At 63.9% G+C, this 15879-nt stretch carries 14 protein-coding genes; 8 read left to right on the top strand and 6 right to left on the bottom strand.

Annotated elements, in window-relative coordinates:
• Positions 1 to 11 precede the first annotated feature (11 nt).
• The gene (locus KHP60_RS17750; protein WP_213565661.1) at positions 12 to 815 is read right to left on the bottom strand and encodes an IclR family transcriptional regulator; all 804 of its coding nucleotides are present in this window, start codon (positions 813 to 815) and stop codon (positions 12 to 14) included.
• A 127-nt stretch (positions 816 to 942) separates the two neighbouring features.
• Between KHP60_RS17750 and KHP60_RS17745 the strand changes: the two genes are divergently transcribed.
• Positions 943 to 2142: an aminotransferase class V-fold PLP-dependent enzyme gene (locus tag KHP60_RS17745; RefSeq protein WP_213565660.1), complete on the top strand. Its 1200-nt coding sequence runs from the start codon at positions 943 to 945 to the stop codon at positions 2140 to 2142.
• 131 nt (positions 2143 to 2273) lie between these two features.
• Here KHP60_RS17745 and KHP60_RS17740 read toward each other — a convergent pair whose 3' ends face one another.
• The 4 genes from KHP60_RS17740 to KHP60_RS17725 all read right to left on the bottom strand — a co-directional run bounded on the left by KHP60_RS17740 (position 2274) and on the right by KHP60_RS17725 (position 8378).
• On the bottom strand, positions 2274 to 4697 hold the full coding sequence (locus KHP60_RS17740) for a penicillin acylase family protein (RefSeq protein ID WP_213565659.1): 2424 nt from the start codon (positions 4695 to 4697) through the stop codon (positions 2274 to 2276).
• A gap of 404 nt (positions 4698 to 5101) precedes the next feature.
• A complete protein-coding gene (locus KHP60_RS17735; RefSeq protein ID WP_213565658.1) occupies positions 5102 to 6178 on the bottom strand; it encodes a tartrate dehydrogenase in 1077 nt (358 codons plus the stop codon).
• A gap of 65 nt (positions 6179 to 6243) precedes the next feature.
• Entirely contained in the window at positions 6244 to 7326 is a 1083-nt protein-coding gene (locus KHP60_RS17730) for a tartrate dehydrogenase (protein WP_213565657.1), read from the bottom strand.
• Positions 7327 to 7400: 74 nt separating this feature from the next.
• Entirely contained in the window at positions 7401 to 8378 is a 978-nt protein-coding gene (locus KHP60_RS17725; RefSeq protein ID WP_213565656.1) for a tripartite tricarboxylate transporter substrate-binding protein, read from the bottom strand.
• Between the two features lie 253 nt (positions 8379 to 8631).
• On the opposite strand from KHP60_RS17725, the gene KHP60_RS17720 reads away from it, so the two are divergent.
• Both KHP60_RS17720 and KHP60_RS17715 read left to right on the top strand, forming a co-directional pair.
• Complete coding sequence (locus KHP60_RS17720; protein ID WP_409366297.1) at positions 8632 to 9360, top strand: GntR family transcriptional regulator; 729 nt, start codon at positions 8632 to 8634, stop codon at positions 9358 to 9360.
• A 43-nt stretch (positions 9361 to 9403) separates the two neighbouring features.
• A complete protein-coding gene (locus tag KHP60_RS17715) occupies positions 9404 to 9811 on the top strand; it encodes a cupin domain-containing protein (RefSeq protein WP_213565655.1) in 408 nt (135 codons plus the stop codon).
• A 16-nt stretch (positions 9812 to 9827) separates the two neighbouring features.
• Here KHP60_RS17715 and KHP60_RS17710 read toward each other — a convergent pair whose 3' ends face one another.
• The gene (locus tag KHP60_RS17710) at positions 9828 to 10997 is read right to left on the bottom strand and encodes a mandelate racemase/muconate lactonizing enzyme family protein (RefSeq protein ID WP_213565654.1); all 1170 of its coding nucleotides are present in this window, start codon (positions 10995 to 10997) and stop codon (positions 9828 to 9830) included.
• 106 nt (positions 10998 to 11103) lie between these two features.
• On the opposite strand from KHP60_RS17710, the gene KHP60_RS17705 reads away from it, so the two are divergent.
• The 5 genes from KHP60_RS17705 (at position 11104) to KHP60_RS17685 (ending at position 15800) form a co-directional block, all read left to right on the top strand.
• Positions 11104 to 12018, top strand: a complete 915-nt coding sequence (locus KHP60_RS17705) for a LysR family transcriptional regulator (protein ID WP_213565694.1) — start codon at positions 11104 to 11106, stop codon at positions 12016 to 12018.
• A 137-nt stretch (positions 12019 to 12155) separates the two neighbouring features.
• Positions 12156 to 12524 carry a hypothetical protein gene (locus KHP60_RS17700; protein ID WP_213565653.1) on the top strand — a complete coding sequence of 123 codons (369 nt, stop codon included), beginning with the start codon at positions 12156 to 12158 and terminating at the stop codon, positions 12522 to 12524.
• A 168-nt stretch (positions 12525 to 12692) separates the two neighbouring features.
• Positions 12693 to 13472 carry an alpha/beta fold hydrolase gene (locus KHP60_RS17695; protein WP_213565652.1) on the top strand — a complete coding sequence of 260 codons (780 nt, stop codon included), beginning with the start codon at positions 12693 to 12695 and terminating at the stop codon, positions 13470 to 13472.
• A 212-nt stretch (positions 13473 to 13684) separates the two neighbouring features.
• Positions 13685 to 15001, top strand: coding sequence for a family 1 glycosylhydrolase (locus KHP60_RS17690; protein WP_213565651.1), 1317 nt, complete (start codon positions 13685 to 13687; stop codon positions 14999 to 15001).
• Entirely contained in the window at positions 14991 to 15800 is an 810-nt protein-coding gene (locus KHP60_RS17685; RefSeq protein WP_213565650.1) for an MIP/aquaporin family protein, read from the top strand. Before KHP60_RS17690 ends, KHP60_RS17685 begins: the two co-directional genes overlap by 11 nt.
• Positions 15801 to 15879: the final 79 nt, after the last annotated feature.

Here is a 15879-nt window from a genome sequence, read left to right as displayed (position 1 = left end):
CCATGCCCGGATCAGCGCCAGCCCAACGTTGCCTCGATCCTCTCGGCCGCCCTGCCGACCGCATTGGTGTAGCGGTCACGATCCTGCACGACCCGATGCTCCGGCAGCACGATGGAAATCGTCGCGACGCACTCGCCGGACGGCTGGCAGATCGGCGACGCGATGCAGGCGACGGAGAAATCCGACTCGTTGATCTGGATCGACAGGCGCTCCCGCAGGGCGGTCGCGGAGGCTTTGGAAAGCGCCTCCGGATTCGTATCGGCACGCCCTGTGGGCGATCCCTTCGCGGCATGCCTGAAGATCTCCAGCCGTTCCTTGTCGGGAAGATGGCCGAGGAGAAGGCGTCCCGAGGCCGTCCAGTTCAGCGGCACGCGCGAGCCGACCTTCGACGCGACGCGAAAATGCCCGGGCCCGTCCGCCATGGCCATGACGACCATGTGGTCGCCATCGCGCCCGCAGATCTGGATGGTTTCCTCCACCTCCCGGCACAGGTCCTGCATCTCGTGCGTGGCGACGTTCAGGAAGTCGAGGGATTCGGCATAGGCCAAACCGTAATGATAGAGGCGCGGCCCGAGCCAGACCGTGCCGTCGCTGCGCCGCTGCAGAAGCCGCTTCTCGACCAGATCCTCGATGATCACGTAGACCGTCGAGAGAGGCGCGCCGACGGCCTTCGCCACCGCATAGGCGCCGGCCGGCTTCATCTCCGCCTGAAGGAAATCCAGGATCTGCAAGGCGCGATCGATGCCGCTGACGCGCGCGCCACGGCTGCGCTTCTCGGGGGAGGCGCTCGCGGCCTCAGGAAACTTGGTGTCCACTGGATCTTCTCCCGGATCTTCAGAAATTGCGGCCCACCGTCACGACTGGCAGCACCCCGTCACGCGCTTCCCCAATAATGGAATATACGCCATTCCGGCAACATAAAACATAGAGACAAACAGCCCCATGACCCAGACAGACATCCGCCTCGACCTCGGCCTTCGCCCCATCATCAACGTATCGGGCACCATGACTTCCCTCGGCGCATCCATCGTCGTGCCCGAAGCGGTCGCCGCCGTCTCGGCGATCCTTCCGCAATTCGTCGAGATCGGGGATCTCCAGAAGAAGGCGAGCCGCGTGATCGCGCGCCTCTGCGGCACCGAGGCCGGTTTCGTGACGGCGTCCTGTTCGGCGGGAATTACGCTTGCCGTCGCGGGCGCGATGACCGGTTGCGATCTTGCCGCCGTCGAGCGGCTCCCCGCCTCGGACGGCCTCAAGAACGAAGTGCTGCTCATGACCGGTCACATGGTCAGCTACGGCGCGCCCGTCGAGCAGGGCATCCGCCTCGCGGGCGCGAAGGTCGTGCCGGTGGGTCAGGCCACCTCGGCCTATGGCTATCAGCTCGACGGCGCCATCAACGAGCGCACGGCCGTCGCGGTTTACGTCGTGTCGCACCATACGGTGCAGTACGGCCTGATCCCGCTCAAGGAATTCGTCGAGATCTGCCACGCGCGCGGCGTGCCGGTGATCGTCGATGCCGCGTCGGAATACGATCTGACGGGGTTCCTGGCCACCGGCGCCGACATCGCGCTCTACTCCTCCCACAAGTTCCTCGGCGGCCTGACCGGCGGCATCGTGGCCGGCCGCACCGAGCTCGTGCGTGCGACCTACATGCAGAACATGGGCATCGGCCGCGGCATGAAGATCGGCAAGGAAGGCATACTCGGCACCATCGCGGCACTGGAAGCCTGGGAGAAGCGGGACCATGGGGCGGTCCGCGAACGCGAGACGCGGTATCTGGAACTGTGGGAGCAGAGGCTGTCCGGCCGTCCCGGCGTGACGCCGGTCCGCGAAGCGGACCCGACCAACAATCCCCTCGATCGTCTCAAGGTCGCCATCGATCCCAAGGGCGCCCACATCACGGCCTGGGACCTTGCCGACGCCCTCGCGTCCGGGCGCACACCGATCATCGTCCGCGATCACGAAGTCGAGCACGGCTATTTCTATCTCGACCCGTGCAATCTTCATCCCGGACAGGAAACACTCGTCGCCGAGCGGCTCGTCGAGGAATTGGAGAAGGCCCGGCAATCCAACGAGATCATTGCAACGCCGCTCGAGGCGCGGCGCAACCGGTCCTCCCAGGCCATCATGCGCTGGCCCGACTGACGAGCGCATCGTGCGGACCTCTGGTTCCGCTCCAATCGATCGGTCCATAGAAAAGGACCGGCCATTGGCCGGTCCTTCTCCTTACAGGAAACCTTGCTCCTTACAGGAAACCTTGTCCCTCGCGATCGGGCTCAAGGGGTCAGCTGAAAGCGCTCGCTCGCAACCCTTTCCACCGCCTCCCGGGAATAGAGCAGCGGCACGTAATCGCCCGTCGCCCAGAGCGATGCGAGATCGCGATAGTGCGGGCTGTAGGGATTGCCGGATTGGCCGGGCGTGTTGATCGCGCGGCTGGCGTCCCAGTTGCCGACATCGAGCACCATGCGGAATGAGGCACCGGACGTCACTTTGAACGTGGACAGGCTGTAGCCCGCCGCATGAGGCACGTTGTTGCCGCCGCCCATCACGAGCGGCCCGACGGTCATCTGCGCCTGCGTCGCCTTGTCGGCGAGAGGCTTCAGGGCATGGTTGAACTCGGCCTGATGCAGGTTGCCCCACTTCCACTGCGCCATGTCCTCGCCCAGCAGCTTGCCGACCTCATCCGCTGCAGCGGACAGGCTCGTGAGCAGGATCTTGTCCCGTGCCGCAGCCTGATCGGCACCGAGAGCCTGGTCGGGTTTCTCCAGATAATCGACAATGGCCGAGAGACTGCCGTTGCCGATGATGGCGCGAGCCGATTCCGGCGTCGTTGCGGCAATCGTTGCTCGGCCCAGATGCTTGCTGGTCCAGACCTCGAAGAGCGCAGCCCCGGCGCTGCCGGCAGTTTCTTTAGCGTCCCAGTTCTGCAGCAGCTCGAGAGCAGCCCGTTGCCTCGGATCTTCCGAACGAAGAGGCTTGAGCAGCACGATGAGCCTGCGGCCGAGCATGCTCGTATCGTCGTTCTGCAGGTCCATGGCATCGGCCAACGTGAATTTCGGCTTTGCCTGAAGCACCTCCGTGATGCGCTGGAACCGCGCGGGATCCGCCCATTGATCGAAGCCGATCCTGCGTTCGTTCACCGGATAGCCGGGAGGAAGGTTGTTCTGGTTGGCGGTCGCGAAGAAGCCCTGAGACGGATTGAACTCCTTCGGGAGGTCGGACATGGGGATGAAGCCCTCCCACTCGTAACGGCCATCGCCAGGCACGGGCATCAGGCCGTCATAGCTGACGCGCTTCGGCGTCAGCCCACCCGGAACCCAGCCGATATTGCCATCGGTATCAGCGTAGACCTGGTTCTCGGAGGGAGCTCCCCAGCGGTTCATGGCCTCCAGGAATCCGTTCCAGTTCTGAGCCGTCATGTAGTCCGACGAGCCGAAATAAGCGGAAGTGCCGGGATCGAACCAGACCGAGCGCATGGCAAATGCCCGCTGCTTCGCATCGTCCCTCGACAGCACGGGTCCGTGGCGCGTGAAGAGCAGTTCGACGCTGCGCGGCTGCTCGCCTTTGACCTCGATCGTCTCCCGCACGACCTTCATGTCCTCCCAGCCGTCGCGGAACTTGTACTGGCTGAGGTTGCTCGGATTCAGTTCGTAGACGTAAAGGTCTTCCTGGTCGATCCCGAAGATTGTCAGGCCGAATGCGATCTTCCCGTTATGTCCGATGGAGATGCCCGGCAGCGCCGGCTCGCCCGCTCCGATGACCGACATCCCGGGCGCATTCAGGTGCACGATATAGCGCAGGGACGGCACGCCGTGGGCGCGATGCGGATCATTTGCCAGGATCGGCCGGCCGGTGGCCGTGCGGGAGCCTGCGACAACCCAGTTGTTGGATCCGATCCTGTCGATATTGGCCATCGTCTCGTTGAGAAAGTCCTCATGCGTGTCCAGAGAGGCTTTCTTCTGCGGTGGCGCGAATGAGACATCCTTCGTGCCGAGCTCATAATCCTTCAGGACATCCTTGGGGATCGAGCACGGGTCGAGACCCGCAGGGACCGATGTTTGCCATTCCGGCTCGAACTTGGTGCGCAGGCGATCGGCATCGAGACCGGCTGCACACGCGACCTGTGCCCTCCGGACTTCGGACACCACGTTGCGGGTCAGGCCATGGCTGCGGATGCGAACCACATCCTCGGGCTTCCACATGTCCGGCTGCGTTCCGGCGATCTTGAACTCCGCCGGAGCCGGACGGGTGCCGTCCCGGACCTCCTGCACGAACGCATTCACGCCCTCGACGAAGGCTTCCGTGTAGGTTTTGGCCTTGGGCCCGTAGGAGGCCCATTCCTTGTCCATGTCGCCACGATAGAGGAACATGCGAGCGGCCCGGTCCTGATCCACGTAATCCGGGCCGAAATCCTTCGCCAGCAGACCCAGGCCACGCTTGCGCCACAGGTCGATCTGCCAGAGCCTGTCGCGTGCCGCGTTGTAGCCCTGCATGAAGAAGGCATCGTGCTGGTTTGCCGTGTAGATGTGCGGGATGCCCCAATGATCGACGATGATTTCGGCGGGAGCCTGCAGCCCCTTCACCTGCTGCGTCGCGGTCCGAACTGCACTCGACATGTCGGCGAAAGCCGGAATGGCGGTACTTGCGAGCAGCGCGCCAACATAAGGCATCAGGCGTGCGGTTCTGGTCAAAGCCCTCATCGAGTTTTCCTCCGTGAGCGAAACCGATCGTTCCCCTGTTCTCCAGGATTGGAGTGGCGTTCGGGAATCAATCGAATCCGATGCTCGGCCTTTTGCCGTGCAACGGACAATTGCGTTTCTGACGAGGCAGGTATCAGGATGAGGGAGCTTGCCGCCCGCGGCTGCGGCACTAGTTCTGCGAACTCCCGAACGACGATAGTCGTGGAACGTCAGACCGACTGGATGGGCATCGCAAGCGTTGCAATGGGCGTCAGAGATGCGTTCGAGGACGCGTGTCCCTCGCGGCGCACGGCCGCGGTCATGCGAGCAATGCTGGAACCCGACCCGTGCAAGGCGCTCTCACGAAGGTGAGCGTACGCCCTGCTCGGCTCCGTCGGTTGCACGGGTCGGGAGCGCCCGCGCTCTTATGCGTTGTCGCCGTGAATGGCGCCAATGACGGCATCCGTAACCTGCCGGGTCGTCGCCGAGCCGCCGAGATCCGGCGTATGCAGCGACGGATCGGCGGTCACTCGCTCGATGGCGCGCATCAGGCGCTCGGCCGCCCGCTTCTCACCAAGATGCTCGAGCATCATCGTGGCCGTCCAGAAAGTTCCGACAGGATTGGCGATGCCTTTTCCCGTAATGTCGAAGGCGGAGCCATGGATGGGCTCGAACATCGACGGAAATCTGCGCTCCGGATTGAGGTTCGCCGTGGGCGCGATGCCGAGTGAACCCGCCAATGCCGCCGCGAGATCGGACAGGATGTCGGCGTGCAGGTTGGTCGCCACGATGGTGTCGAGGCTCTGCGGCTTCAGGGTCATGCGCATGGTCATGGCATCGACCAGCATCTTGTCCCAGGTCACATCGGGATAATTCGCCGCCACTTCCGCCGCAATCTCATCCCACATGACCATGCCATGGCGCTGCGCATTGGACTTCGTCACCACCGTGAGAAGCTTGCGCGGGCGCGAGCGCGCCACCTCGAAGGCAAATCGCATGATGCGGGTGACGCCCGCGCGGGTGAAGATCGAAACCTCCGTCGCCACCTCCTCGGGGAGGCCGCGGTGCGAGCGACCGCCCTGCCCCGCATATTCGCCCTCGGAATTCTCGCGCACGATCACCCAGTCGAGATCCTTCGCCGCCACGTTGCGAAGAGGTCCCTCGATGCCCGGCAGGATGCGGGTCGGGCGGACGTTCGCATACTGGTCGAAGGGCTGACAGATCGCGAGGCGCAAGCCCCACAAGGTGACATGATCGGGAACGTCCGGAGCGCCGACAGCCCCGAAATAGATCGCATCGAATTTCTGGAGCCTGGCGCGGCCGTCTTCCGGCATCATGACCCCATGCTTCTTGTAATAGTCCGACCCCCAGTCGAACGTCTCGAAATCGAGCTTGAAGCCACCGTCTCGGGCCGCCAAAGCCTGGAGAACCTCGACGCCGGCCGCGATGACTTCCTTGCCGATTCCATCGCCGGGAATGGCCGCGATCTTGTAGCTGTTCATGACTGCACCTGGTTTGTGCGGCCGCCGGCGGCGGCGACCGAGGATCGATTCATCACTTTTCCTGATCAGCCGAGCGCGTCGGCCACGGCCTTGCCCGTGGTCTCGGTTCCGGCATTCCCGCCGAGATCGCGGGTGCGCAGGGTCCGCTCGCTCAACACATCCTCAATGGCCTGGACGATGGCGGCTGCCGCTTCCGCTTCGCCCAGATGCTCCAGCATCATGGCGCCGGCCCAGATCTGCCCGATGGGATTTGCGATCCCCTGCCCGGCGATGTCGGGCGCCGAACCGTGAACCGGCTCGAAGAGCGAAGGGAAATCACTGTTCGGGTTGATGTTGCCCGAGGGCGCAATGCCGATGGTGCCCGTGCAGGCCGGGCCGAGATCGGACAGGATGTCGCCGAAGAGGTTCGACGCGACGACCACGTCGAACCAGTCGGGATGTAGGACGAAATGGGCCGTGAGAATGTCGATGTGGTACTTGTCCCACTTCACGTCCGGGTAGTTCCTGGCCATCTCCTCCACGCGCTCGTCCCAGTACGGCATCGTGATCGAGATCCCGTTCGACTTCGTGGCCGAGGTCAGGTGCTTCTTGGGCCGCTTCTGCGCGAGGTCGAAGGCGAATTGCAGCACGCGGTCGACGCCGATGCGCGTCATGACGGTTTCCTGGATGACCACCTCGCGCTCCGTGCCGGGGAACATCCTGCCGCCGATGGACGAATACTCGCCCTCGGTGTTCTCGCGCACGACCCAGAAGTCGATGTCGCCGGGCTTGCGGTTGGCGAGCGGTGTCGGCACGCCCGGCATCAGGCGCACCGGCCGCAGGTTGATGTACTGGTCGAACTCGCGGCGGAACTGCAGCAGCGAGCCCCACAGGGAGACGTGGTCCGGGATCTTCTCCGGCCAGCCGACGGCGCCGAAGAAGATGGCATCGTGAGAGCCGATCTGCGCCTTCCAATCCTCCGGCAGCATGCGGCCGTGCTTGGCGTAGTAGTCGTAGGAGGAGAAGTCGAAGTGATCGAGCTGCAGGGCGAAGCCGAACTTCTTGGCGGCGGCCTCAAGAACCCGCACGCCCTCGGGGGTCGTTTCCTTGCCGATGCCATCGCCCGGAATGACTGCCAGCCGATACTGCCTCTTTTGATCCGATGCCATGTGAAACCCGTTCGTCCTTCATGATTGCGCCGACGGATGCAGGTGCCGGAGCGACCCGCATCGGTCCTTGGTTGTTACTGTCCGGTCACGCCTGAGGCCTTGATGACCGGAACCCATTTGTCAATTTCGGAACTCACGAGCTTAGCGAGAGCCTCGGGCGTCTGGCCCGCATCGTCCGGGAGCTCGGCCCCGAGGTCGAGGAGGCGCTTGCGCGTGGTCTCGTCCTTCAGCGCCGCCCTGGCGGCCACATTCAGTTTCGTGACGATGTCCCTGGGCGTTCCCTTCGGGGCGAAGAGCGCGTTCCACCCGGTGGCCTGGAACTGCGGCAGGCCCTGCTCGGCCGATGTCGGGACGTCCGGGACGACCGGGAGGCGGTTCTGCACCGCGACGACCAGACCGTTGGCTTCTTTCGCCTGCACCGTCGGCACGATGGCGACCGTCTGGTCGCACACATAGTCGACTTGGCCGCCGAGGAGCGCGTTCAAGGCCGGACCCGAGCCGCGGAACGGCACGTGCTGCGGCTTCACGCCCAGGAGGGATTCCATGAACAGGCAGGTCAGGTGCGAGGTCGAGCCGACGCCGCCGGAGCCGTAGTTCATCTTGGGGGCGTTGGCCTTGAGGTAGGCGATGAATTCCTTGAAGTCCTTGACCGGCAGATCCTTCTTCGCGACCACGAGCATCGGCGTTGCCGCCGAGTTCATGATCGGCTCGAAGTCGGTGCGCGGATCGTAGGCCAGCTTGGGATAGAGACCGACGCTTGCCGCCTGCGTACCGAGATTGCCCATGAGGATCGTATAGCCATCCGGCTCGGACTTGGACACGCGGGTCACACCGACGGTGCCGCCTGCCCCGGTGACGTTTTCGACCACGAGCTGCTGCCCTAGCGTGCGGCTCATGTGGTCGGCCATGAGGCGCGCCACCACGTCGGTCGTGCCACCGGCGGCGAACGGAACCACCAGGGTGATGGGCCGCGTCGGATAGGTGCCCTGTGCCTGTGCAGCCGTCGCGACGAAGCCAATGGCCGCAGCGAGAGCGAAGAGAGCTTTCTTCATTTGCGTTTCCTTCCCTTGAGTCTTGGTTGTCGGCAATCGCTACCATTCGCCTATCAGCGGAGCTTGGTCCTTGGCGGATGTACCTCGGGCCGTGTGCTTTTGCCTCCTGAATGCCCCCGCTTCTCGTGAGCGCTCGGCTTGCCGCGTCCGTCGTTCCGCAGCTTCCATGGAAGTTGGCATGCAAGAACGCTGCACCCCATTCCCAGCTTTGTCAACCATCCATTTATCCTTGTATGGAAGCGCCAGGAGAGGCATGATGAAGCGGGAGGGATGCACGGTGGACAAGATGCAGCTGCGCACGGCACAGGAGACGACGAGGAAGCCTTCGCTGGTCGAGGACGCCTATCGGGCGTTGAAGGAGGCCATCCGCGACAATGTCTTCCCTCCCGGCTATCAAGGCTCGGAGCAGGAAATTGCCCTGCGGCTCGGCATGAGCCGGACACCGGTCCACGAGGCCATCATCCGGCTTCAGGAGGACGGGCTCGTCCGTGTGCTCTCCAAGCGGGGCGTCCAGGTCTGCCCCCTCGCCCCCGAGGACATTCGGGAGATCTACGACGTCGTCATCGCGATAGAGGCGAGAGCCGCAGAGCTTCTGGCCGCCATGCCCTACGAAATCCGACGTCAGATCGCCGATGAACTCGAAGAAGCGACCGCCCGCATGGAGCGGGCTCTTGCGGAGAACGATCTCCACGGCTGGGCGATCGCCGATGACCAGTTCCATCGCATCCTCGTCGAGCGCTGCGGCAACAGCCGCATCCGCAGGATCGCCCAGACCATCACGGACCAGGCCCACCGGGCCCGAATGCTCACGCTCAAGCTCCGGCCCCGGCCCACCGGATCGGCCGCCGCCCACAGGAGCATCGCCGAGGCGGTCCGGAAGGGCCAAGTGGCCCAGGCTCACCAGCATGCCCGCCAACATCGTATCCATGCCCGGGACGAATTGCTTCCGCTGATCGAGAGCTTCGGCATCAAGCATCTGTGACGGATCGGCTCGGCGCCCACCACCATATTGAGGAGAGGAATTCATGGAGATCCATGTCGCAGGGACGTTCCCCACGAAGCAGGCTTCCGCCGACGCCTTCACCGGGACCGTCTGGCAAGACCCGATCGTCGATGCCCCGCCGCCGGCCCGCATCCGGGCGAACCGTGTCACCTTCGAGCCAGGCGCTCGAACCGCATGGCACACCCACCCGCTTGGACAGACGCTTCATGTGATCCTGGGCGTCGGGCGCGTGCAGACATGGGACGGGCCGGTCAGGGAGATCAGGGCCGGCGACACCGTATGGATTCCGCCGGGTGAGAAGCACTGGCACGGAGCCTCGCCCACCGCCGGCATGGTCCACATCGCCATGCAGGAGGCCCTGGACGGCACCCATGTCACATGGCTGGAGCAAGTCACGGACGAGCAGTACCGCGTGCCGCCAGAGACGTAAGGCGCTCAGCCGCCGGTCACTCCGCCAGCTCGCGCATGACCTTGATCAGGTCCGACTTGCCCTCGAACCCGATGCCGGGCAGCTCGGGCATGACGATATGGCCGTTCTCCACCCGCACGCTGTCCGGGAAACCGCCATAGGGCTGGAACAGGTCGGGATAGCTCTCGTTGCCACCGAGGCCGAGCCCAGCGGCGATGTTCAGCGACATCTGATGCCCGCCATGCGGAATGCAGCGGGAGGGCGACCAGCCGAACTGCTCAAGCACGTCGAGGGTGCGCAGGTACTCCACCAAGCCGTAGGACAGCGCGCAGTCGAACTGCAGCCAGTCACGATCCGGCCGCATGCCGCCGTAGCGCAGAAGATTGCGGGCATCCTGATGCGAGAACAGGTTCTCGCCGGTCGCCATCGGGCCGGGATAGAACTCGGAGAGCGCGGCCTGGAGGGCATAGTCGAGGGGATCGCCGACCTCCTCGTACCAGAACAGCGGGTAGTTGCGCAGCATCTTGGCATAGGCGATCCCGGTCTCGAGATCGAACCGACCGTTCGCATCGACCGCCAGTTGCGCCTGAGAGCCGATTTCGGCGAGCACCGCCTCGATCCGGCGCTGATCCTCCGCGATGGAAGCTCCGCCGATCTTCATCTTCACGACATTGTAGCCGCGATCGAGATAGCTGCGCATCTCGGCCCGCAGGGCGCTGTCGTCCTTGCCCGGATAATAGTAGCCGCCGGCGGCATAGACGAAGACCCTCGGGTTGGCCTCGCGGCCCTGACGCTCGGCCAGCAGGCGGAAGAGCGGCTTGCCGGCGATCTTGGCCGTGGCATCCCAGATCGCCATGTCCAGGGTGCCGACTGCGACCGAGCGCTCGCCATGGCCGCCGGGCTTCTCGTTCTTCATCATCGTGGCCCAGATCTTGTGCGGATCCAGGTTGGCGCCGCTCTCATCGAGGAGGCTCTCAGGGCTGGCCTCGAGGATCCTGTCGCGGAAGCGCTCGCGGATAAGGCCGCCCTGACCGTAACGGCCATTCGAGTTGAATCCATAGCCGACAACGGGCCGACCGTCGCGCACCACGTCGGTCACGACGGCGACCAGGCTCGTCGTCATCTTCGAGAAGTCGATATAGGCATTGCGGATCGGCGAGGCGATCGGCTGGGTGATCTCGCGGACGTCGATGATGCGCATGGACAAGCCTCTTGATTCTGGATGCTGCGGGAGCGGAGACCTTTCATAAGTCTGGACACTGCCGATAGGCCAATGCCAAGATCGGTTCACGTTATGCGTGATCGGCATCGAAATGGACCTGAACTGGCTCGAGGATTTTCTGGCTCTGGCGGAGCAGAAGAACTTTTCCAGGGCCGCTGAGGCCCGGAACGTCTCGCAGCCGGCCTTCAGCCGCCGCATTCGCGCTCTTGAGGAGTGGATAGGAACACCCCTCTTCGTACGGGGCACCCAGGGCGCCAACCTCACACGGGCCGGTTTTCATTTCCTGCCCTTGGCTGACGACTTGATGCGCGACCTGCATCGCGCCCGTCGCACCACGAGAACCGTGGGCGAGCGCGAGACGGGCTCACTGTCCATTGCCGCGACCCATGCTCTGTCCTTCACCTTCTTTCCCGGCTGGATACGCCGGCACATGCGCTTCGAGGCGCTCGGCACGCTCAACCTGATCTCCGACAGCATGGAGGCCTGCGAGCAGATCATGCTGGGGGGCGAAGTGCATTTCCTGCTCTGTCACTATCATGCGGAGGTGCCGACGCGCTTTGACGACAGCCGCTTCGAGAGCGTCCGGGTGGGACAGGATCTCCTGCTCCCGGTCTGTGCGCCGGATGCACAAGGCCTCCCCCTCTGGCCACTTCCCGGAAGTCCCGGGAGGCCGGCGCGGCTGCTTTCTTACAGCCCCGCCTCGGGGCTGGGCCGCATCCTCGCAACTCACCAGAGCAGGAGCGCTGAAGCGTCAACGCCGGAGAGCGCTTTCACCTCGCACCTGGCCGCCACACTGATGACCATGGCCCGGGAGGGACATGGGGTCGCCTGGCTTCCTCTCGGGCTGGCCGAGGAGGATTTGACGCGCGGGCGGCTCGTGCGGGCCGGGCCGAGCAGTTCTGACATCCCGGTCGAGATCCGCCTTTTCAGGTCACCCGATTGCCGCAACCATGCGGCGGATGAACTGTGGGAGCATTTCTGCAAACAGGATAGCGACATCGTTTAGCCGCCGATGAGATCGGCCATCTCACCGAACCTCGGATCCAGGTCGAGGTCGTTCTGCATCGCAACTGGAACCGTTGGGATTGACAGAGCGATGGTCCGAGACGCACAGGGTGGGCGGTGCATTGGGAGGGATGGGTTTTGGTCAAGCGGATTGGTTCAACGGCCTGGCGGGTCCAGGTCTCGGACGATGGCGAGATCGTGGCTCTGGGGGTTCGCGCCGATACGGGCCGCGAATATGAGGTCCTTCTCGGCACGGTCGATTCCACGCCCATCGTGACGGACCTGCTCAACGAAATGGTGCGAACCCACCGGGGAAAGCCGCCCAGGACGTTTTCCGGAGATTCCGGGCCGAACCATGCCAGAAGCGTGCCGGTGCAGCCTCTGAGCACACGGATCGAACAGAGCGGAGACAAACCCGTTCTGGTTCTGGACTTTGGTGGAACGGTCCTGAAGGTGATGATCGATCCCGCTCAGCTGCAGCAGGCCCTGTCCGCGCCCCAGGCGTGAGACCGAACCTTTACAGCCCGTGCTTCCCGGGACGAGAGCGAAGGCGCGGATCCACGCAATAGCCATTGGCGATACGCCGCAAGTGCTTCACTCTCCCTAAGCCCCACCACCCCTCGTCTCACGGGAGGGATCGGAGGGCTCGATGGCTCGAGCGGCGATGGTGACGACATGAGCGAGCTTATCCTGCACGACGAGGACCAGGGCGGCGGAACTCCTGCACTCGTGTTTCTTCACTATTTCGCCGGCTCCCTGCATTCCTGGGTCCATGTTGCCGGAGATCTCGCGAGCACCGGCCGGTGCCTGCGCATCGACATTCCCGGATTCGGCCTCTCGTCGCCACTGCCGGTTTACAGCGTGCATGCGGCGGCCCAGGCGGTCGCGACGCACATCTCGGATCGTCGCCTCGACAGCTACGTTCTCGTCGGCCACTCGATGGGAGGCAAGCTGGCGCTCGCCTGCGCAGCCATGAAGCCTTCGGGTTTGGCAGGTCTGGTTCTCGTCGCACCCTCGCCTCCCTCGCCCGAACCGATGGACGAGCGGGAGCGAACCCGCCTGCTCGCGACGCATGGTGACCGCACCTCGGCAGAGCAAACCGTTCGCACGATCACGCGGCGGACCATCTCGGCGGCTGACATTGCAGTCTACATCCAGGACAACCTGCTGACCTCGCCTGAGGCATGGCGCTGGTGGCTTGCGCAGGGCAGCCGTGAAGACATCACGGCGCAGGCCGGGCAGGTTTCCTGTCCGGTCCTGGTGATGGGCGGGAGTGACGACCCGGTCATTCCGCCTCACGTGATCACAACGGACGTCTTGCCCCATCTCGCCAATGCCTCCCGCATCGAGATTGCCGGAGCCGGGCACCTCCTCCCGCTCGAGGCCCCGCAGGATGTCGCATCGGCGATCCGGAGTTTCGTCGCCCAGCGCGCCGCCGCACCAGGAACGGGATGATCCGCCCGGACCGGAGGCGCCGATTGGTTCAGCGCTCTGAGATGACGGGTCGGAGTACGCCATATGAGGCAGCCGACCGCTGCAGCCCGCCTTTGCGTTGGGCTGCAATCGACGTATGATTTCGTGAAAGGCCAGTATCCTGCGTCAGGTCAGGCGAACCCGCCTGACCACTTTGCTCAAGGGGCTTGGTGGGCCCTGCTTGGAGGCCCGCAATGGCAGCTCCCTGGTTCATGTTCGCGACAGGCATCGAGAACAGCTATCCGACGATCAAGAACGGCAGCACCCGCGTCGACCAAATGGAGAAGTGCGGCCACTACAAGCATTGGCGAACGGATTTCGAGCTCTTGAAGGAACTCGACATCCATTACCTGCGATACGGCCCGCCGATCCACCGGGTCTGGCTGGGCCACGGCCGGTACGACTGGAGCTTTCCGGATGAGACGTTCGGCGTGCTGAAGACCCACGACGTCGTTCCCATCGTCGATCTCTGCCATTTCGGTGTGCCCGACTGGATCGGCAATTTTCAGAACCCCGATTTCCCGACCCTGTTCGCCGAATATGCGAGCGCATTTGCTCAGCGGTTTCCGTGGGTGCAACTCTATACGCCCGTAAACGAGATGTTCATTTGCGCGACCTTCTCGGCGGCGTACGGCTGGTGGAATGAGCAGCTTGCCACCGACACAGCTTTCGTGACGGCGCTCAAGCACATCGTGAAGGCGAATGTCCTGGCCATGGCGGCAATTCTCGAAAACCGCCCCGATGCGATCTTCATTCAGAGCGAGTCGTCCGAGTATTTCCATGCCGACGAGCCCGATGCGATCGGGGGCGCCGAGACCCTGAATGCGCGCCGGTTTCTCTCGCTTGACCTCAATTATGGCCGCCGCGTCGACTCCGAGATGTACCAGTTCCTCCTGGACAATGGCTTGACGCGCGACGAGTACCAGTTCTTCCTGACCCACCATCTGCGGCAGCACTGCATCATGGGGAACGACTACTACGTCACGAACGAACATCGGGTCGCGCCCGACGGCCGGACCTGGGCCGCAGGAGAAATCTTCGGATACGCCGAGATCACCCGGCAATATTACGATCGCTACCGCCTCCCCGTCATGCACACCGAGACGAACCTGGCACAGGGGGCGAATGGTGACGAGGCAGCAACCTGGCTGCGGAAGGAATGGGCCAACGTCTTGCGGGTCCGCAACAGCGGCGTCCCAATCGTCGGCTTCACCTGGTACTCACTGACGGATCAGGTCGATTGGGACACGGCCCTGCGTGAAGACAACGGCCGGGTCAATCCGCTCGGCCTCTACGATCTGGATCGTAATATCCGACCGGTGGGCAAGGCCTATCAATTGTTGATCCAGAGATGGCGCCGGGTGCTGCCAACGCAGAGCGTGTGCCTCACGCTTCCGATCATTCAGCCGAGTCAGTACGGCAGTGCACATGCCACATCCCAGCAGGAAGCGGCTCAGGACCTGCGCCATGGCGCTACGACATCGCCGACGATGACCGATCATGCGGGATGAGCGTGAGCCGGCGCGGCCTGCTCGCGACCGGCCGTTGCACGGCGACCCTTTTCCTTTTTCCCGGCTGCACCCTGCCCTGTATTTGGCCGAGTTCATCGGCACAGCCCTTCTGGTTCTGCTCGGGGTGTCCATCGTGATCCTCATGTTCGGGCAGGGCGGCCCCGGATCGACGCTGATCCCTGGCGAAGGGTTGCGCTTGTTTCTGACGGGAGGATTGTTCGGCTCGGTGGGCGCCCTCATTGCTCTCTCGCCCATCGGCCGGATCAGCGGAGCGCACATCAACCCTGCCGTAACGCTTGCGTTTTGGCTGGAGGGCAAGCTGGCGTGGCGCGATGCGGCTCTTTACATGCTGGCTCAGTTTGCCGGCAGCGTGATCGGAGCCGTGCCGCTTTTGGCCTGGGGGGCGATGGGACAGAGCATTGCGTTCGGCGCAACGCAGCCTGGGCCCGGCGTGCCCGCCTGGGCCGCCATGCTGGGCGAGGCGGCAGTGACGTTTCTGCTCATTCTGGCCATTCTCACGACAGCCGCTCACCCCCGCACACGGCGTTTCACCCCACTCGTGATGCCTGCCGTCCTCTGCGTGTTGGTGTGGCTGGAGGCTCCGATCTCCGGCGCAAGTGCAAACCCGGCGCGTTCATTCGGGCCGGCGCTCGTGGCCAATGTCCCCATAGACCCGTGGATCTATATGTTGGGGCCTTCTTTTGGTGCGATCCTGTACGCCGGTCTCGTCCGACTCGAGGCGGTCCGCCTCCCCCGCGTGACGGTCGCACGCTTGTTCCATTTCCAGGTTGGGATTTGATCATCAGGGAGCGATGGCCCAACTCAACGGATATTTGCTGTTGGCCAGCCCAAGACGTGGAGCGGGCCAGATCCGACCT

Source organism: Microvirga sp. 3-52 (genome assembly GCF_018383585.1).
Taxonomy (GTDB): domain Bacteria; phylum Pseudomonadota; class Alphaproteobacteria; order Rhizobiales; family Beijerinckiaceae; genus Microvirga.
The sequence above is the reverse complement of the archived record's forward strand: the minus strand, read 5'-3'. Positions and strand labels throughout refer to the sequence as shown.